The organism is Methanobrevibacter sp. YE315 (genome assembly GCF_001548675.1).
Taxonomy (GTDB): Archaea; Methanobacteriota; Methanobacteria; order Methanobacteriales; family Methanobacteriaceae; genus Methanocatella.
Genome location: NZ_CP010834.1, coordinates 2,123,800 through 2,142,237 on the forward strand (window position 1 = coordinate 2,123,800; position 18,438 = coordinate 2,142,237).

Sequence of the window (18,438 nt, forward strand, 5' to 3'; positions counted from 1 at the left end):
TAAGAGCAACCTGCAAAAACAGGCAGATTATGCTCCTATAAGCATTGTAACCATATTTTCAGCGCCAATAGTAATGGACAGCAACATCATAGCTACAGCAATGACAAATATAACAATCCAATATTTTGGATTCCATTTTAAAACTTTAATTCCGTCCAAACTATAAAGAGGCAATAGGTTAAATGCTGCTAAAAAGCTATTGACAGAAAATCCTACAGTACAAATTAAATATATTAATTCAAGAATTTTTGAGTGTAATGAAAAAGGATATACTAAAGCTGCAATTCCTATAAACACTAATGCAAGGACCATATTAGACATCGGCCCGGAAATTCCAATTTTACCATCTATTTCATCGGTAACCTCATCAGGATTGGTTCTGATTTCCCCAGGCATTGCAAATACAAAACCGAAAAATGATGTTGCAAACGCAAACAATAATCCAATAGGCCATAATCTAAATTCCGCCTCGCAGCCATATTTCATTGCCATGTATTTCTGTGCGATTTCACGCAATATAACTCCTATTCCTACACCAACCATAACAATAGGTAAAATTGAAATGATTCCATGAAGATCTAGTTTAACAACTGATATTGCAAAACAAAATGAAAGTACGACAAATGCAATTGTTAAACCAATTATTTCCCTTCTTGTATATTCAAACATAATATTAATTATATTTTCAATATATTAAATTTTTTTCCATAGGAAATTGAATTTATGGCATTTATCCAAAAAAACATCATCGTTAATGTAATATATATCTGGCAATATGTGACAGAATGGATGAAAAACTGAAAATAAGTAAAAACAAGAAAATAATTAATATTCATGGCCTGTTAAGAGTAACCCACCTTCTGTTTAACAGCATTCATCTTAGCGAACTACCTTGCCTACACAAGCGATTATCGGCAGCTTTGCTCTTGCATCCTATGGAATGGCCGTTTCACCGATTCTTTTAATGTCCTCAATTAAATATCATCGTCAACCATTAAAAGCCGTGTCGTTTCTGCTCCAGAGTCATACTTCTCAGTATACGTTTTTCAACGCCATAGTCTTGTTTGATGGGCGGAGTTTCCTTAGTTTAATAAAAAACCAGCAGCTGTCTTTAACTTGCCATGAAAAATTAATTAAAAGTAGCAGGGCCTAGATTTGAACTAGGGATCTCGGGGTTATGAGCCCCGCGGGATCACCAGACTACCCCACCCTGCTATACGAACAAAAATAGTATTACACTATTTATATAATTATATTAAAGATTATATATAAATCTTTCTATAAAAGAGAAAAAATCAAAGAAAATAACTTAATTATTTTCTAAAGATTCTATTCTTTTATCTAAATCATCTAATTTTTCTTCAGTGACTTTTTGGAATTCTTCAGATGATTTTCTAAATTCCTCTAAATTTTTCTCCAAATTATCTACATTGCTAGTGGTCTCAGAAAACTTGGCTTGAAGTTCATCCAAATCATCAGTGGTGGCCAAAGACCAGTCTTTAATTAACTGATCGCTTTTTTGGTCTAAAAATGCATCAATCTTATTGGAAAATGCATCGGTATTTAAACTAGACATGTCAATATCACTTAATTTGACTTTGATTCTTTTGCCCATAGATTCAGAATCTTCAACTTCAGAAACATCATCTTTAGTTAAATCATACGCAGGTTCAGAATTTTTCAATACCTCATCCATGTGAGCATCGCCACTAGTTGGAACATAATTGCGTATTTTATCCATAGTTTGAGGACTATTCAATAAATAATAATATACTAAAATAACAATCGCGACAATCAAGATTAAAATTGCAATTGCTTCCATAGCATCCATATTACCACCCTACTATTTCATTTTTTTGAGTTTGTTCTCTTTTGCTTCAATTTCCTTAAGCATTTTCTCTAATTTTCTTTGTTCGGTTTCGGCCTCAAGTCTAGCTAACCTTTCATTGATTTCAGAATGAAGATAACCTACATTACTTCTTACTTCAGTAGTAGATTGCCTGATAGCTGAAAGGCTGTCTTGTTGCTCTTGTGGTAATGGAATTGGATTGTCCATTAATCTTTTAGATTCAATGTCTTTTTCAACCATTGACATTTTTTTAAGTTCAATTTCTTTTTCAAGGATTAAAATTGAATTTTTGGATTGTACAACTTTTCTCCATTGATAAACAATTATAATTAACACAATTGCAATAATTATAACAATTAGCAATAGCATTACATCACTTGATAATGATGTGGCCTCCATTGTAGGAACTTCCATTTTTATTAACCTCCAATTATATTTATAGAGTAAATCAATATATAATATTATTAAATTTAATCAAATATAAAATTAATTATATTATTATTAGAAGGTATATATTTATGATGGAATCATATATAAAATCTGGAAAAATCGCTTCAAAGATTCGTGAAGAAGCTTCAAAGATGATTAAAGATGGAACTTTAGTTATTGATTTGGTTGAGTATGTAGAAAGCGAAATTTTAAAAAGCGGAGCTGAAATTGCCTTTCCTTGCAATGTATCATTGAATGAAATAGCTGCACATTACACATCCCCTGCAGGAGATAAAACCCCTATTAGGGCAGGCGATATGGTAAAATTAGATTTAGGTGCAATGGTTGACGGATATATTGCAGATACCGCCGTTACCGTAATAGCTGATGGAAACATGGATGAATATTACACACAGGATGAAATCAACTTACATGAAGAAATCAAAGAGGCATCAGCAGCAGGCCTTGAAGCGGCAATAGCCACTGTCAGGGCGGGAATCGAAGTTTCAAAAATAGGAGCTGCAGTTCATGAAGCCATATCCGAATATCATTTAAACCCAATATTCAATTTAACAGGCCACAGCCTAGAACAATACAACTTGCATGCTGGAATTTCCATTCCAAACTATGACAATCATGACAATTATGTTTTGGAAGAAGGCCAGGCCATTGCAATCGAACCATTTGCAACCAATGGAGAAGGTCTTGTAAATGATGCCCCAGGACATTATATCTTTTCATACATGGCAAACAAACCATTTAGAATGAAAAGCACACAAAGGATTTTGAAATATATACAGCACAATCACACATATGTTCCATTTTCCGGAAGATGGATTACAGATGAATTCGGCGAAAGGAAAGGTGCAATAGCTTTAAAACAATTGTCCGAAGCGATGGCTATCTATCCTTATGCTCCACTTCGTGAAAAACAGGATTATTTTGTAAGTCAAAAGGAACATACAGTCATTGTTGAAAAAGAAGGCTGTACAGTTACAACCATTTAGAAGAGAGCAATCTCTTCAAAACTATTTTTTTATAAAACTATCAAATAAAATAAGAATAACTATTTTTTAAAAAAAAAAAGAAAAAAAGAAAGAAGATTAGTAGATTGTAGGGACTTTAACTCCCATTTTAGCTCTTCTTTCACGTTCTGCATTGTTTTTGTCTTTTTTACCTTTAGCTAATTTTTCAAGTAAAGGAAGACCAGGTTTTACTTCGTCCATTGGTTTGGTTTCAATTAAACCTGCTTCAACAGCAGCATTGAATACACTAGCACCATCGTCGGTTCTGGTTAAAACAGTAGACCAACCGTCAGGAGATCCTACAGAACCAGTGGATACGTCAGCCCATTCACAAACGTAATCATTACAGATGTTACATCCAGCTTGTTCGTAACCGTGGGTTTCTTTAATAGCTAAACCGTTGTCTTCGCCATCTTTGGTTAACCAGAATTTACCTTTACCAATGTCCATTTTAGTTGCATCTTGTAAGCTGTCAAATCCTAATTTAGCTGTTGCAAAGGTATCAAGAGAAGCCATAGGGAAGTTTTCCATACAGTAGATACCGATGATTAATTTAACTTTTTCAGCGACGAATCTAGTAAATGGATATGCTTGTGCTTTTCTTAAACCTTGGGTTTGACATGGAGTTGCTACTACACCAACTTTTTCTAATCCGTATTGACGTGTTGCTTCTTTTAATGCAGATAAAGTTGGGGACATGGAGTATTTAGTTCCTGCAGCTGCAATTACTTCATCAGCGGAAGTTACTACAGTAGGAACAGGTCTCCAGTCTTCATCAGGAGTTCCAGCTACAACAGCACCTTCAATGATACCTTCATCGAGTGCGTAACAGAGTAATGCAGATACAATACCACCATCTTGTGATACATCTAATATTTTACTATCAGTAGATCTTGCAGATACTGCTTCTTTATAAGTACCTAATACCATATTCATTCCTCCTAAAGTCCTGTTTCCTTTTTAATTCTTCCTTCAGGTAACCATGACCTTGGACACATCATATAACAAGATCCACATTTAATACATCTGTCTCTATCACAGCTAGGTCTACCTTCGGAAAAGCCCATTGCTCTAGTTGGACAAGCAAGAGCACAAGTTCCACAACCAGTACATAATCCTTGGCGGATTACGTTAGTTAATACATCACAGCCACAGCCTTTATCACATGCAGCCCAATCCATTGCTGGTTTTAAGTAATCTAAGTCTCCTTCGCATAATGCAACAACTGCTTTTGCGATAACTTCAGGAGCTACAGGACAACCAGGAAGTGCTAAATCCACTTTGACTAAAGAACTAATTGGTAAGAAAGATTCGTGTTTAGGTTGAGCTTGTTGTCCACCACGAGCAAAGGTAGTGAAACAACCGGTTACAGCACAAGAACCAAATGCGGCGATTAAACCGGATTTTTTCCTTGCTTCTAAGAGTTCGTGAACACTGTGTTCATCTTGTAAACAAACTGAACCTTCAATTAAACATAAGTCCATTTCTGGCATTTCTTCAGCGTAAGTACCGTGAATCCATTTATCTACCAAAGTTTGTCCGTAAACAATATCAATCATATCAGTTAAAACAGTGGATAAAATGTCGTAGTTTTCAGTTAAAGACATTGCATCCCCAGTACAACCACTTAAGTGTATGTAACCAATACGTGGTTTTGCAGGAGCAGCTTCAGGAGCAGCTTCAGGAGCAGCTTCTACAGGTGTTTCTACAGCTGCTTCAACTTTTTCTTCTACTTTTGGTGCAGCTTCGTCTTTGGAGCCGCCAAAAGCTTTTTTCAATTTTTCAAACATTATTTTACCCCGATTTCATTTAAAATAATATCTATAGCTTCAGGAATTGCCTTTTCTACGGGTTCTGTTAAACCCATATCCACATCCGGAGTTGGAATCTCAGCTGGTTTACAACCAACAACAACCACTTCACATTTTTCTGAAATTTTTTGAAGAGGTTCTTCGACAGTCATTCCATGGGGATTGTCATATTTTCCTATTTTCATAATATTAGGATTAAATGTGTCAACAGTTCCAGGTTCTGCGTTGAATTCTACAACATCAACAACAATCAATTTTTTCCAATCATATTCTGAATACAACGGGAAGAAATTGGTAGGAGCTGCTGTACCTCCATCTATAAATTGAACACTGTCAGGTAAGGTGATATTTTCAAATTTCCCTTTAATATCATCTAAAATATCCTTATTAAATTCATCTTCAACATAAGCGGTAACAGCCGGATCATAATAATCGTTTTTATCATCTGCATATTTTTGTAAGAGATTAATAATTATTGGACCGAAACCATCATCTTTAAATAAGATATTTCCACATCCAATTACGATTATATCCGAATTATAAGGCATTATTTAACCCTCACTACTTAGATTCTCACCATTTCATTTTTGAGAATGGATTTGTCTTCATCGTCAACTACCATTACATGAGTTGCACAGGATAAACATGGATCGTAAGCTCTGATTACATGTGGACCTAACTCATGGTGGAATCCTTCAGTTGCAGGACCCATGGTTGGAATATTCCAAGTAGTTGGTACAATTGCTGAGTAGAATTGAGTTTTTCCTTCAACAACTTTTGCCATATGTACATCAGTTCCTCTAGGACCTTCAATGACACCAAATCCAAGTTCACCAGTTCCTCTTTTATCGTAAGATACATTTGCAGGTGCTGCAGGATCAATTGCATCTAATGCTTCCATACAAGCATCAAAGTTTTTCAACATTTCGTCAGCACGAGCTGCGTGTTGAGCAACTACACCTTTGTCTTTAAATCCAGAGAATTTTTCCATTCTTGCTCTTGGACCAGTTTCGACATTAGTACCTTCCCATAATGGAATTACTGAACATCCTCTTTTACCTATTTCTGGGTCATCATACCATGCTTCAGGTAATACTTCTGAGAATTTGTCCATATCGAAATCGTTGCTACCATAAGTTGCATCAACTGCCATTAATGGTTGATTAACAACACCTAAATCTTTAGGTAAACCAGCTTCAAGAACACAGTTTTTAATAAATTCAACATGTGCTTCAAGTTTTGGTTTTAAAGCAGTCATTCTTTCAACTAATCTTTCTTTGGTGAATGGTGTAATGTTTCTTGCCATTCCTCCAACCCTAATATCGGATGGGTGGATACCTTCACCGGCAATCATGTCTACAACATATTGAACATTTTTTCTTACTTCACTTACACTGTTAACTGCATCTACGAATTTGTCCTCAGGGACAACATCCGGAGCAACTAAGAAGTGGTGAATTGCTGCACTGTTAATACCGTGTGCTGCAGCGACAGCTTTTCTTAACAATTTACCAGCTTTAGGAATTTCAATTCCTAATGCCATGTCCATAGCTTCTGCAGATGCTAAAGTGTGTGGAATTGGACATACTCCACAAATTCTTTGACATAAAACAGGTGCTGTTTCAGGAGCTTTGTTAAGAACCATCTTTTCTAAACCCCTAACAGGAGTTATACTAAAATACATACCTTTTGTAACTATCCCTTCATCATCAACTTCCATGACGAGTTCGGCATGGCCTTCTTGACGAGTGGTAGGAGATATAACTACTCTATCTTTCAAATATGTCACCTCAATTAAGAAATTAGAAACTAACGTTATATTATATATTTCTAAACATTAATAAGTAATACTGTAAAAATTCATATAGAAATATATATAAGCTATAAAAAACTAAGTTATATTATTATAATTAAATAATAATTTACAGGAGGATAAAACATGGATAAATCAAACATAATTATTTCAATTATAATCGTTTTATGTGTTGCCGCAGCTGTTGCTGCATATGGTCTTACAAATAGTAACAATCCAATATTCTCTGATTTATCAAGTATGTCTGCAAATCCTACAGGACACGGCCCTGGAAACAATACAACCCATGGCAATCATTCTGGAATGTCTGTAAATTCTGGCGGTTCAGGAGGATCAGGCTCCGGATCAGGAAGTGGTTCAGGAAGTTCTGACTCAGGATCCGGAAGTGGATCAGGTTCCGGCGGCGGATCTGGCGGTGGATCAGATGGCGGTGGATCAGGTACACACTTATCCTATTCAACTGCACAAAGTATTGCAAGTAGTGCAATCTCCCAATCAGGATGTTATATCGGAAGCGGATACTACTCCGGAGGAGTTTGGTATTTCATAGTTTATAATGCAGATGGCGAAAATGTAGATACCATTAGTGTTGATGACGCTACAGGCGCTACTGGAAGAGGATAAATTTTCTCTTCAATCCTTTTTTTATTTTTATCAAATAATAGATAAATATATATAATACGAAAAATATAATTATTATTGTTGTATACGAGGGCCCGTAGCCTAGCTGGATAGGGCGTCGGACTTCTAATCCGAAGACCCCGGGTTCAAATCCCGGCGGGTCCGCTCTCAATATACTGACTTTTTTTATTAATATTTTTATAAAATTTAAAATGTTTATGGGCTTGTAGCCTAGTCTGGAAGGGCGTAAGACTCCTAATCTTAAGATCGAGGGTTCAAATCCCTCCAAGTCCGTTTTTAAAAATTATCCAAAGTTGTGATTTTTTCTGCTTTTTTATCGTTCAATTCATTATCAAACAATATTTTCCCGTATTGACCCCCTCCACCGGGAATGACATCAATAGAATTATTTCTAAATGATTCGATGACTGAAGCTATATTCTGGTCAATTCTTTTTATACTGTCCAATGAAACATTTATTAAAACATCGATTTCTGTTCCAAATTCATCGACCAGCCTTTGCCATTTGCCTTGAACCGTTTTGGTTGTTACCCCCTTATCATAAACAGTTGATATCAGTTCGGCTAACGGCATTAAGTGAACATATTTCGGTCTGAAATCCGGATGATGAGGTTCATTGAAATCGGCAATTTCAGAAATTCTAAAATCCACACCTTTTTTGATTGTTCCTCCGCAACTGCATTTCATCCTGTTTTCCTTGGCCAGCAACGGATCAATTAATTTATAGCATTTAGTGCATGCAGTCATGTGATACTTTCCCAAATTAGGTATTAGTCCATAGTTTGCTTTAATATCCTTATGCTTAAATGCTTTCTTAATTGAAGAAAAGGACATGTCTTCAAGTTCTATTTGGTTGAATTCCCTTCCCAATCTATGCGGCCAGGGGGAATGTGCATCAGAATTAGTCAAAAATGGGAAGTCCTTAAGTTCTTCGACACAATCCGCCATGAACGTATCGGCGGACAGACCCAATTCAACAAAGTCGACCTTTTTTTCATAGCAGTCATAAATGCTGTCATATGACTTATACATTCCAGTCCATGGAGTGAATGCATGTGCAGGACCTATTAGACAATCATATTCCTTAACAAGCTCAAAAAGTTCAGCACCATCCAATCTTGTTTTAGGTCTTCCATCAATGTCCTTGTTTTTAGAAGGCAATTTTTGTGACAGTTCGCGGGCAATATCCATATCCGGAATGATAATTACATGATGAATCCTGTTTTTTCCTTCCACTTCGGTTGTCAAAACAAAATCCATGTCATCAAATGTGTAGATTCCATCTCCCGAATATTCTGTTGTTTCATCAATAATATCCAGCCATCCAGGATGGAAGGCATCTCCTGTGCCTAAAAGCTGCAATCCCTTCAATTTGGATTTTGGAGCCATGTTTTTTATCAGCATATCCTTTGAGGATGCCATTGAAAAGCAGCTGTGAACATGAAAATCTGCATTTACTAACATATATTATTGTTAGAAACTAAAATTATATTAAATTATCCAATGTCTTTTTAACATCGATAACAGATGCTTTCTGTTTTTTAACAGATAAATCTGCACTTAAATTATCACAATTAACAGTTCCCTGGATGTTTTCTAAATTTTTCAAAAAATGATTTGTTTTATCTATTAGATCTATCAATTCCTTTTGATTTGTTGGAAAAGCCAATTTTAAAGTGGGAATATTTAAATCTTCGACTATTTTAACTTCAAGACTATGGGCATTATTGCAGGCATTTCCCCCAAACAGAATCAAATCATTCAAAGAATCATACATCCTTTCACGATATCTAGGCCTTTTTCCGATAATTATGGCCGCATCGGCATCAGGTATTATTTTTGAAAATAAAAAAAGTCTTCCCCTAACACCTGAAGGAAGTTCGCTTGAAGAATATTTGGTAATTAAATTATCAAAAGTAAAATTGCCCTCACATATATCCATATTGTCATATCTGGAAAAATTTGAAGGGGATAAGTAAGTATGTCCATTCTTTTCGATTAATGGAATTACAATCATTGAAGCGTCGGGCACTACTATAACGTTCATGAAAATAAAAAAAATAATATATTGGAATTTAACCAATATACCTTAAATCATCTGCATTTCCTGCATTAGCTTTATTAATCAAATCCTGTTCCATTTGTTGAGCTTTTGCAATCATTTGTCTGGTTTCTTCAGCCCTTTCATCCAATTTATCAGTATTGATTTCAAAATTAAGCAATAATGATAACTTTTTCAATATGGCTTCGGCAGATTCTGCATCAATGAAATAACCTGGAGTTTCACCCATAAGGCAAGACCCTTGAATTCCTTGACGAACCCCTAAGCCTAAAAAGAGTCCTGAAGCACCCACGATTCCACCATCATTGGACCTGATTTCAATATCAGCTTCTTTTAGCAGTTCAATATTGGCTTCATCTGTAGCGGCACCAAAAACCCTAGGATTTTCAACAGGCTGTGGAATAGCCATTCCACCAAGTGTGAAGATTCTAGTAATGCCAAATCCTTTAACGAATTCCAATATATCCTTGCAAATCAGATATTGGCCTTCAGGAGATAATGCCTGAGTATTGCCGACAAGAATAATTAAATCCAAATTGTCTTCACCAACATCCTTCAAATAATATAACTCATTAAGCATATTCTTAATTATTCCATCCTCTTTGATAATGACTTGAGGAGGGAAAGTTGGAGAATAAATTTCAGCAAATTTAGTAGCTTCCAATTCATCAATCATATGATCGGCGGCCAATTTACCAACATGTCCAAGACCAGGTAATGCTTCAATGAAAATAGGGTTTTCCAGCTCAATTTCTTCTAAAATGTTTATTTCAGCAGCATTCAATGTGTATTACTCCTTCATTGATTCTTTTTTTAATATCCTACGGTATTTACCGTATTTATCCTCAACTGAAAATTTGGGAGGATAGATTACCTTAAGTTCGCCGCCACATTTAGGGCAGGCATCCTTTAAAGTATAAATCCCACATTCAGGACATTTATTCATTTTCATTTTCATAAGAATCTAATTATTATCTAACTCTCTTAGAAAAGAACCATTACCATTAGATTCCTCAACAACTGCAATACACCTATCAGCTGCTGCCTTAAGAGCTTTTTCAGCTAATATATAATCAGTTGATTTGACTGTGATTCTGTATCTTGGTGCACCAACGCATTGGACTTTAATCTCTTCTTCAGCATCACCGTTATCTTCAGCAGCTTTAAGAGCAGCAATAATGATTTCAACACCATTCGGAACAAAAGTTTCAATATCAACATACCCGCTGATGTGAACTTCCGGAGGAGTGATGTTCTTCTTAGCCACTTCGGTAATAGCATCTGCCCATTCTTGAGGGATGCCTTCTTCGGTAAGAGATTCAGCACCTTCATCAGAAGCGGTTTCAAAAGCGCCATAAACATCACCGAAGATATCCATAAGCTCATAACCTACTTCATCATAAGCCTCATCTAAAGTTTTATCTAATGATTTTGCAGATAATTCTAAGAATTTCTCAGCTTTTTGTTCAATTTTCCAATGTTGGATTTTTTTAGTTCTTTGGTCTTCACGGATTCTTTTTAAGGAAGCATCAACATGCCCCTTTTTAGGATTTACTCTGAGAACACGACAAACGATTTTTTGATTTTCCCTCACATGATCTCTGATATTTTTAACCCAACCAGAAGATACTTCAGAAATGTGAATAAAAGCTTCTTTGCCCTGATATTCTTCTAATTTAGCAAAAGCCCCATAATTAAGAACTTTGTAAACGGTACCAACAATAAGTTCTCCTTCATCAGGCCATTCTTGACTTTTTCTTACCATATTCTCACCAACATCAATAAAAATTATAAAAAATAGTAAATAAGTTGAAAACTAGAAAATCTAGTTTAAAACTTTTTCAATGTGTGCTGTGATTTTAGCTTTTGCACCACGAGATTTAACGAGTGTTTTACCACAGATGATACATTTAACATCAGATGCTGCACGATCAAAAATCACTTGTTCATTATCACAATCTAAACATTTAACTTTTAAAAAGTTTCCTCTACCTTTACTAACCATGTTAATCACCTATTTAGATACGAATTCAGGTTTTCCTGTTCTGAAAGATTGTTTGATGTGAGATTTACCACATTCTTTACATTTAAGTCTTAAATCTAATTTTTTAACTGGTTTATTTCCAGCAGGTAAAGGTCTTGGGTAACCTCTATATCCAGCAGTTACACGTCTAAATTGTCTTTGTCCCCAGGTCAATTCACTTGCTTTTCTTTTCTTTGCAGTATGTACTTCGTGAACTGTGTGTCTTTTACAGTGAGGACAGTATGTTCTTTTTTCTTTTGGTATTTTCATATTTTTCACCGTAATTAATAAATCATTGTAAATCTATCTATGAATTTATCTAAATCTAATTTCTATCAAAAAACGTAGAGATTGAAACTGTATTGTAACGCATCAAGTCTACACACAGCAAAAATCCAAATTATAATAAAATATAATTTTTTATTATCACAAATAGATACGATTAGTATATCTATTTATCAAGTTATTTAAATGTAATGGAAAAATAGTTAAATTTTTACCTGGCGGCCTTTTCGATTTTTGAAAAATATCTTTGCATTAACCAAAGGTAGAGTCACTAAATCCTGCGGCCTGAACGGACCGTAAACCTTTTCATCAACGCCTACAATAGGCCCCACTTCATCAAACACCAGCATGGTAACCAATTCTGTGTCCTTAGCTACCCTTTTTGATTCGAAATCAAAAAATTCATCCTGATTGTCCAATACGTTGGGATTGTCTTCAATAGCTGAATTTACTTGAGGCTTAACCTCTTTTTTAACAGGAGTTTTAGGAATTTCCTTTTCAGCAGGTTTTTGTGAATCATCGGTGATGATTTCCGCTTTATTGATTTCATCCAATCTTTTTAAAACTTCATCATCCTTATCTTCGGGAGCAGGTGGAATTAAAGTATTTGATTGGGTTTCTTTAGATTTGACAATCTTTTCAGTTTCATTATCATCATCGGATAATTTTTCCAGGGAGATATTTCCCCTATGATTTCTCAAAGTGTCAATCAATGAAAAATAGAACTTTTCCTCTTCGGGAGTTAAGTTCAATGGAGTGGTATCAACTAAATCAAATTGAGGTTTTCCGGTGAACAAGTGATAGGACCTTTGAATATTGACTACAGCGGCTTCGGAAATCTTTTTCTCACGCCTTTCACAAATTTCGGTAGCAATAATCTGGGCCTGCTTAAGCATCCCTGAAACATTTGAAAATGGATCCCTCATTGCCTCTTCCTTAAGCTCATCCAAATACTGATGAATCTTATTGTAGAAATCCTCTTCTACACGAGCTAAAGTACCATTATTACGTTCTTTTTTCTGAACTCTGCGCAATTCCTGATAAAATTGATCCACTTAATACCATCTCTAAAATAATTTTTAAAAATAAAAAAAGTTAAACAAATGAAAAGAATTATTCATCTGTTTCTAATCTAGGAGCAAGCAAGAAACTGAGCTTACCGTCGCCAGTAACCATATTAAGGGTTAGACTTAATGGCATGTCAGTACCTAAACTAATTTCAGCTTCCTCTGAAAATTTATCTGCTTTAAGCATTTCCCTAATCTTATCTAATGAGAATAAAGATTTTGCATGCTCTTGAATATTTTCACCGTGGAGATATTTGATGCTTGCATCACCAAACTCACCATCAGCAGATGCGATGAAGTAATCTTCATCAACTTGCAAAGCGATTTTGTCTGAAAATATGTCAATATCATTGATACAATCTTTTAAGATTGAGAAACGAACTTTGAATGTGGTTGGATGATTAATTTGAGGAGGAACAGGATTATCATATTCCATATCAATTAATCTTATTTTGAAAGTTCTAGTAGCATCTCCTTCAAATGTAATAATGAAATTACCTTCATCAACGGTCATCAATACTCTGTCTTGAGATTTTGCCCTTTTGAGAACTCTCATAAATTCATCAGTATCAATATTAATTTTTTCAGGAACATCACAAATATATTCATCAAATAAGCTAGCTTTAAGCTCTAAATGTACGAAAGTTATGTGACTACGGTCTAAGGCATCTAATCTCATGCCCTCACTATCAGTTTGAATTTGTACTTCATCAACAATAGATGAAATAGCATCAAAACTGGTTTTTAGTATACTAGAATCACTTAATTCTGCTTTAAACATAAATAATCCTCTTATTAATAATGTGATTATATTTGTTTTTTATATATTATAAGTTTATCTTTTCAATAAAAAATCATTCAAAAGTATAATTGAACATCACTTTTTGATACTTAATTTTTCATGAAAATTACCATAGAAATTTCTTCAATCAATTCCACTCAAACATTGTTTTAAACATGGCTAAAGTATTTAAAATTCATAATCTTTACAAAAACCTCCATAGGATATAGAATGACCTAAAGAACAATAATCCTCAACATACCCTCCGTCGGAATACTCACCAACTATAGATCCTTCACTATCTATAATTTCTTCGCAATAATGTCTACAAGAAGAACCACAAATTCCTCCACCACTTGCTTTTCTTTCAGTCCTTTTGGGTTCAGTCTTTTTGGATTCTTCAAAATAGGAATTATGGAGTGCATAGGCCTTTTCTCTATTTATAAGCTCCTTACGATAAGTGTTTTCTGCAAATTCCCACTTAAGCCTCTCTCTGTATTCAAATTGAGTTTCTCCGATTGAAGGAGCTAAAGAATTGAGATAACGCTGGTCATCTCTTTTGGAAGTCCATTTTGATTCTGCCATATCAAATGGGGGTTGGACATAATTATTTTTTTCGCTCTTCAAGTATTCTACTCTCTTTGTCATCCGCATAAATTTGACTCCGCATTTCGGGCATGAACATAATTGCGGATTTATTTCATATGGTTTTAATATGCTAAGACAATTTATGCAATAATTAGGTGATACAATCATCCATCTTGAACATATTTCATCCAACCTCTTATAGGTTTTATACTCTTCAGATTCGAGTTCTTCTAAACTCCTACCTACACTATTCCTGATGGTGCTTGAATCATATTTAGCGAAGCCTAATTTGTAAATAAGGTATACTGAAATATTGCGTAAATCAGACGGCAACCTCTTTTCCAGAAAGTGACGTCTAAAAAGTTCTTTGTCATATACATAGTCATAGACATTGGACCTCCAAAGCTTTTCTCCACATGAAGTGCAAAACCTATTTGCATATGCATTTTCAGTTCCACATTCCGGACATTTAATATCTCTAAATTCATATCCGCAGTCGCATTTTTCCTGGCCTATTTCAACAGGCCTTCCGCAATTAAGACAGTATGGTTTAGGAGTATCAGTAATCAGTTTTAACTCATCATCACTGAACAACTGGTTCCCGCAATAAATGCAGAACTTATTTATGTCATTTAGTCTAAGGCATTTAGAACACCTTTTCTTATCTTTCATAATATCATCCTAAACTTACCCCACCACACTCCATTCTCAATATCCGAATATGGATTTCCCTAAAATGTGTGTTTTAACTACAAGCATGCATTTTTCATGCTTGAAACATATTCTTTTAAGGCCTCGCTAGCGTTTTCACCATGCTCTTCAATTATTTTAACAATGGCGCTGCCAACAATGACCCCGTCAGCGATTTTGGAAATATCCGAAGCCTGCTCTGGAGTATTGATACCAAAACCAACTGCCAACGGCAAATCAGTGACTTCACGAATGTCTGATAAGATTGATTTCAAATCTGTTTTTATTTCAGAACGCATTCCGGTAACCCCCAGTGAAGAAACTACATAAATGAAACCTGTTGCATCACGGGCTATCTTTTTGATTCTCTCACTTGAAGTTGGAGCGATTAAAGAGATTACGTCAACACCATTGGATTTGGCAATTTCTGAAATTTCGCCTTTTTCTTCATAAGGCAAATCGGGAGATATGATTCCATCAATTCCCAATTCCGCGCATCTTTCAAAGAATTTCTCATATCCGTAAAAGAACACAGGATTGATATAAGTTAAAAACACTAAGGGGATATCTGTCTTTTCTCGGACTCTTGCCACAATGTCAAACACATCGTCAGTAGTTGTATTGTGCTTTAAAGCCCTTACGTTAGCATCCTGAATTACGACTCCTTCAGCCATAGGATCTGAAAACGGAATGCCTATCTCAATCAAATCGCATCCTGCCTCTTCCATGGTCAGAATGTATTCTACGGTTTTGTCTATTGTAGGGTCTCCTGCAGTCAAAAATCCTATAAATGCTGTTCCATCCTTAAAAGCATTAGCAATTTTACTCATTTAAATCAACTCCCCTGTATTCTGCAATTGATCTGACATCCTTGTCTCCCCTTCCGGAAAGACATATCATTATAATCTCATCCTTATCCATTTCCGGAGCCAATTTCATCGCATAAGCAACGGCATGTGCACTTTCGATAGCGGGTATGATTCCTTCCATCTTTGACAAGTATTCAAATGCTTCAACAGCCTCCTCATCGTTTACCGGGACATATTCTGCCCTTCCAATATCCCTTAAATATGCATGTTCCGGACCTACACCAGGATAGTCCAGGCCTGCTGAAACGGAATAAACCGGTGCAATCTGGCCGTAATCACCTTGATTGAAGATTGATTTCATTCCATGGAATATTCCGATTTTACCGTTTGTCAATGCAGCCGCATTATATGGTGTATCCACACCTTTTCCTCCGGCTTCACAACCTATTAATTTAACATCTTCATCATCAATGAAGTTATAGAATGCACCCATTGCATTACTTCCCCCTCCAACACAGGCAATGACTGCATCAGGCAATTTTCCCTCTTTTTCAAGGAACTGTTCACGTGCTTCTGCACTGATGACCGCCTGGAAATCACGGACAATCATCGGGAACGGATGAGGTCCCATTGTGGAACCGATTACATAATTGGTATCATGAACGCGCGCAATCCAATCTCTGAAAGCATCATTTACCGCATCCTTTAATGTCTTAGTTCCTGATTTTACAGTGTGGACTTTAGCGCCCAGCAATTCCATCCTATAAACATTCAATGCCTGCCTTTTGGTATCAACTTCTCCCATGAACACTTCACATTCCATGTCCAAAAGCGCTGCAGCAGTAGCAGTTGCAACTCCGTGTTGTCCCGCACCTGTTTCGGCAATTACTCTTGTTTTTCCCATTTTTTTAGCAAGCAAAACCTGGCCTAAAACATTGTTGATTTTGTGAGCTCCCGTGTGATTTAAATCTTCACGCTTCAAATATATTTTAGCCCCGCCAAGGTCTTCTGTCATTCTTTTAGCATAATACAATAAGGATGGCCTTCCAGCATACTCTTTCAATAGTGTATTGAGCTCTTCTACAAACTCAGGATCATTCATATAATGATTGTATTGCTCTTCCAAATAGAGCAGCTCATTCATTAATGTTTCAGATATGTACTGGCCACCATATTCACCATATCTCCCGTTATTCAATTTATAACCTCCATAATCTCTTTAATTTTATTTTCATCTTTAAATCCGTCAGTTTCAAGACCTGAACTTAAGTCAACAGCATAAGGGTCAAATTCAAGGATAGCCTCCTTAATATTTGAACTATTCAATCCCCCTGCTAGGAAAAATTCCTTTTTTAAATTTTTTCTAATCAGCCGCCAGTCAAAAGTTTTTCCGCTTCCCTTGCCACTATCCAAAAGTAAAAAATCGGCTTGAGAACGTTCATAATCATTTAAATTAGTGTCTTTCGACATTTCAATGGCTTTAATAATCTTTAAATTGTTATCAGTTTTTTCTTTTAATTCTTGGATAAATTCTTCACTTTCATTTCCGTGAAGCTGTGCAACCTCAATTATTTTATCATTGAATAAGTTTATTATTTCATCTTTGGGAGCATCGACAAAAACCCCTACTGAAACTATATCGGAATCAAGATAATTCTTTAAATCTGCAGCCAATGAATGGGATACTTTCCTTTTGCTTTCTGCAAATACGAAACCAACATAATCGGGTTTGTATTTGTTTACAATTTTTATATCCTCCAATCTCCTGAGTCCACAGATTTTGATTTTAACCATTCTTCAACTCCGAAATCATAGCCTTCTTATCATCACTTTTCATTAAAGTTTCGCCTATTAAAACTGCATCAACATCGTTTTCTTTTAATCTGGCAACATCTTCCTTTGTTTTAATGCCGCTTTCTGAAATAAATATTACATCACTACTAACACATCTACGTAAACTGATACTATTATCGATATCTACTGTAAAATCATTCAGATTTCTGTTATTTACACCGACGATTTCTGCGCCGACAGTCATAGCGCGCATAATCTCATCCCCGTCATGAGTTTCAACAATTGCAGAAAGCCCCAGGTCATGGGCCAAATCCAGATATTTCTTAAGCTGAACAATATCCAAAATGGATACTATAAGTAAAATAGCTGATGCCCCAAGCAGTTTAGCTTCCCAAATCATATATTCATCGACGATAAAGTCCTTTCTCAAAATCGGGATATCGACTGTTTCGGCAATTTCCTTCAGATAGGAATCATCACCCTTAAAAAAGTATGGTTCAGTCAAAACAGAAATTGCATTGGCTCCTGCTTCCTCATATTCCTTTGCAATGGCTATGTAATCAAAATCTTCAGCAATTACACCTTTAGAAGGTGAAGCTTTCTTAACTTCAGCGATGATTGCTATTTCAGGATCTGACAATGCCCTCTTAAATGGAAATTCATCAGAAATATCCATTGCTGAAACTTCCTTTTTAAGTTCGTCCAACGGCAAAATGTTTTTAGCAGCCTCTACTCTTTCTTTTGTTTTTTCCACTATTTCATCCAACATA

Annotated in this window: 23 protein-coding genes, 3 tRNA genes and 1 other RNA gene; 4 read left to right on the plus strand and 23 right to left on the minus strand. The window is 35.6% G+C overall.

Translation table 11 applies throughout. The annotated features are described in order from the left end of the window. Positions 1 to 27: 27 nt before the first annotated feature. The 5 genes from TL18_RS09820 to TL18_RS09840 all read right to left on the minus strand — a co-directional run bounded on the left by TL18_RS09820 (position 28) and on the right by TL18_RS09840 (position 2,248). The gene (locus TL18_RS09820) at positions 28 to 669 is read right to left on the minus strand and encodes a metalloprotease (RefSeq protein WP_067044937.1); all 642 of its coding nucleotides are present in this window, start codon (positions 667 to 669) and stop codon (positions 28 to 30) included. A 168-nt stretch (positions 670 to 837) separates the two neighbouring features. Continuing rightward, positions 838 to 1,120: RNase P RNA component (gene rnpB / locus TL18_RS09825), an RNA gene on the minus strand. Between the two features lie 20 nt (positions 1,121 to 1,140). Beyond that, a tRNA-Met gene (locus TL18_RS09830) sits at positions 1,141 to 1,215 on the minus strand. Between the two features lie 94 nt (positions 1,216 to 1,309). Next, positions 1,310 to 1,831 (minus strand): hypothetical protein, encoded by a 522-nt coding sequence (locus TL18_RS09835; RefSeq protein ID WP_067044939.1) that lies wholly within the window; start codon positions 1,829 to 1,831, stop codon positions 1,310 to 1,312. Between the two features lie 12 nt (positions 1,832 to 1,843). Continuing rightward, positions 1,844 to 2,248 carry a hypothetical protein gene (locus TL18_RS09840; protein WP_067045538.1) on the minus strand — a complete coding sequence of 135 codons (405 nt, stop codon included), beginning with the start codon at positions 2,246 to 2,248 and terminating at the stop codon, positions 1,844 to 1,846. Between the two features lie 119 nt (positions 2,249 to 2,367). On the opposite strand from TL18_RS09840, the gene map reads away from it, so the two are divergent. Beyond that, entirely contained in the window at positions 2,368 to 3,285 is a 918-nt protein-coding gene (gene map, locus TL18_RS09845) for a type II methionyl aminopeptidase (RefSeq protein WP_067044942.1), read from the plus strand. A gap of 96 nt (positions 3,286 to 3,381) precedes the next feature. Here the strand turns inward: map and frhB are convergent, their stop codons facing one another. From frhB to frhA, 4 genes are read right to left on the minus strand one after another with little or no spacing between them, the layout of a single operon-like run. After that, positions 3,382 to 4,233 (minus strand): coenzyme F420 hydrogenase subunit beta, encoded by an 852-nt coding sequence (gene frhB / locus TL18_RS09850; RefSeq protein ID WP_067044945.1) that lies wholly within the window; start codon positions 4,231 to 4,233, stop codon positions 3,382 to 3,384. An 11-nt stretch (positions 4,234 to 4,244) separates the two neighbouring features. Next, entirely contained in the window at positions 4,245 to 5,093 is an 849-nt protein-coding gene (frhG, locus tag TL18_RS09855; RefSeq protein WP_067044948.1) for a coenzyme F420 hydrogenase subunit gamma, read from the minus strand. Further along, entirely contained in the window at positions 5,093 to 5,662 is a 570-nt protein-coding gene (gene frhD, locus TL18_RS09860; protein WP_067044951.1) for a coenzyme F420-reducing hydrogenase, FrhD protein, read from the minus strand. Before frhD ends, frhG begins: the two co-directional genes overlap by 1 nt. Positions 5,663 to 5,679: 17 nt before the next feature. Beyond that, positions 5,680 to 6,894, minus strand: a complete 1,215-nt coding sequence (frhA, locus tag TL18_RS09865; protein WP_067044954.1) for a coenzyme F420 hydrogenase subunit alpha — start codon at positions 6,892 to 6,894, stop codon at positions 5,680 to 5,682. A gap of 159 nt (positions 6,895 to 7,053) precedes the next feature. On the opposite strand from frhA, the gene TL18_RS09870 reads away from it, so the two are divergent. The 3 genes from TL18_RS09870 to TL18_RS09880 all read left to right on the plus strand — a co-directional run bounded on the left by TL18_RS09870 (position 7,054) and on the right by TL18_RS09880 (position 7,842). After that, positions 7,054 to 7,551, plus strand: a complete 498-nt coding sequence (locus TL18_RS09870; RefSeq protein ID WP_067044956.1) for a hypothetical protein — start codon at positions 7,054 to 7,056, stop codon at positions 7,549 to 7,551. Between the two features lie 88 nt (positions 7,552 to 7,639). Continuing rightward, a tRNA-Arg gene (locus tag TL18_RS09875) sits at positions 7,640 to 7,713 on the plus strand. A gap of 55 nt (positions 7,714 to 7,768) precedes the next feature. Next, a tRNA-Arg gene (locus tag TL18_RS09880) sits at positions 7,769 to 7,842 on the plus strand. A 3-nt stretch (positions 7,843 to 7,845) separates the two neighbouring features. On the opposite strand, the gene TL18_RS09885 is transcribed toward TL18_RS09880, so the two are convergent. The 14 genes from TL18_RS09885 to trpC form a co-directional block, all read right to left on the minus strand. Next, positions 7,846 to 9,033, minus strand: a complete 1,188-nt coding sequence (locus TL18_RS09885; protein ID WP_067044960.1) for a TIGR00375 family protein — start codon at positions 9,031 to 9,033, stop codon at positions 7,846 to 7,848. 22 nt (positions 9,034 to 9,055) lie between these two features. Next, complete coding sequence (locus tag TL18_RS09890; protein ID WP_067045542.1) at positions 9,056 to 9,616, minus strand: DUF2112 family protein; 561 nt, start codon at positions 9,614 to 9,616, stop codon at positions 9,056 to 9,058. Positions 9,617 to 9,644: 28 nt separating this feature from the next. Continuing rightward, entirely contained in the window at positions 9,645 to 10,415 is a 771-nt protein-coding gene (locus tag TL18_RS09895; protein WP_067044963.1) for a proteasome assembly chaperone family protein, read from the minus strand. A gap of 6 nt (positions 10,416 to 10,421) precedes the next feature. After that, positions 10,422 to 10,589, minus strand: coding sequence for an RNA-protein complex protein Nop10 (locus tag TL18_RS09900; RefSeq protein ID WP_067044965.1), 168 nt, complete (start codon positions 10,587 to 10,589; stop codon positions 10,422 to 10,424). 6 nt (positions 10,590 to 10,595) lie between these two features. After that, positions 10,596 to 11,396, minus strand: a complete 801-nt coding sequence (locus TL18_RS09905) for a translation initiation factor IF-2 subunit alpha (RefSeq protein WP_067044968.1) — start codon at positions 11,394 to 11,396, stop codon at positions 10,596 to 10,598. 60 nt (positions 11,397 to 11,456) lie between these two features. Next, complete coding sequence (locus TL18_RS09910) at positions 11,457 to 11,636, minus strand: 30S ribosomal protein S27e (RefSeq protein WP_067044971.1); 180 nt, start codon at positions 11,634 to 11,636, stop codon at positions 11,457 to 11,459. Positions 11,637 to 11,645: 9 nt separating this feature from the next. Continuing rightward, on the minus strand, positions 11,646 to 11,924 hold the full coding sequence (locus tag TL18_RS09915; RefSeq protein WP_067044974.1) for a 50S ribosomal protein L44e: 279 nt from the start codon (positions 11,922 to 11,924) through the stop codon (positions 11,646 to 11,648). Between the two features lie 218 nt (positions 11,925 to 12,142). After that, positions 12,143 to 12,994: a hypothetical protein gene (locus tag TL18_RS09920; RefSeq protein WP_067044977.1), complete on the minus strand. Its 852-nt coding sequence runs from the start codon at positions 12,992 to 12,994 to the stop codon at positions 12,143 to 12,145. 58 nt (positions 12,995 to 13,052) lie between these two features. Beyond that, positions 13,053 to 13,787, minus strand: coding sequence for a proliferating cell nuclear antigen (pcna) (gene pcn, locus TL18_RS09925; protein WP_067044980.1), 735 nt, complete (start codon positions 13,785 to 13,787; stop codon positions 13,053 to 13,055). A gap of 189 nt (positions 13,788 to 13,976) precedes the next feature. Beyond that, positions 13,977 to 15,047, minus strand: a complete 1,071-nt coding sequence (locus TL18_RS09930) for a hypothetical protein (protein WP_067044983.1) — start codon at positions 15,045 to 15,047, stop codon at positions 13,977 to 13,979. A gap of 77 nt (positions 15,048 to 15,124) precedes the next feature. Further along, positions 15,125 to 15,895 carry a tryptophan synthase subunit alpha gene (gene trpA / locus TL18_RS09935; RefSeq protein WP_067044986.1) on the minus strand — a complete coding sequence of 257 codons (771 nt, stop codon included), beginning with the start codon at positions 15,893 to 15,895 and terminating at the stop codon, positions 15,125 to 15,127. Then, positions 15,888 to 17,072: a tryptophan synthase subunit beta gene (gene trpB / locus TL18_RS09940; RefSeq protein ID WP_082706464.1), complete on the minus strand. Its 1,185-nt coding sequence runs from the start codon at positions 17,070 to 17,072 to the stop codon at positions 15,888 to 15,890. Before trpB ends, trpA begins: the two co-directional genes overlap by 8 nt. Beyond that, positions 17,069 to 17,668 (minus strand): phosphoribosylanthranilate isomerase, encoded by a 600-nt coding sequence (locus tag TL18_RS11240; protein ID WP_067044989.1) that lies wholly within the window; start codon positions 17,666 to 17,668, stop codon positions 17,069 to 17,071. Before TL18_RS11240 ends, trpB begins: the two co-directional genes overlap by 4 nt. Continuing rightward, positions 17,661 to 18,437 (minus strand): indole-3-glycerol phosphate synthase TrpC, encoded by a 777-nt coding sequence (trpC, locus tag TL18_RS09950; protein WP_082706466.1) that lies wholly within the window; start codon positions 18,435 to 18,437, stop codon positions 17,661 to 17,663. Before trpC ends, TL18_RS11240 begins: the two co-directional genes overlap by 8 nt. Position 18,438: the final 1 nt, after the last annotated feature.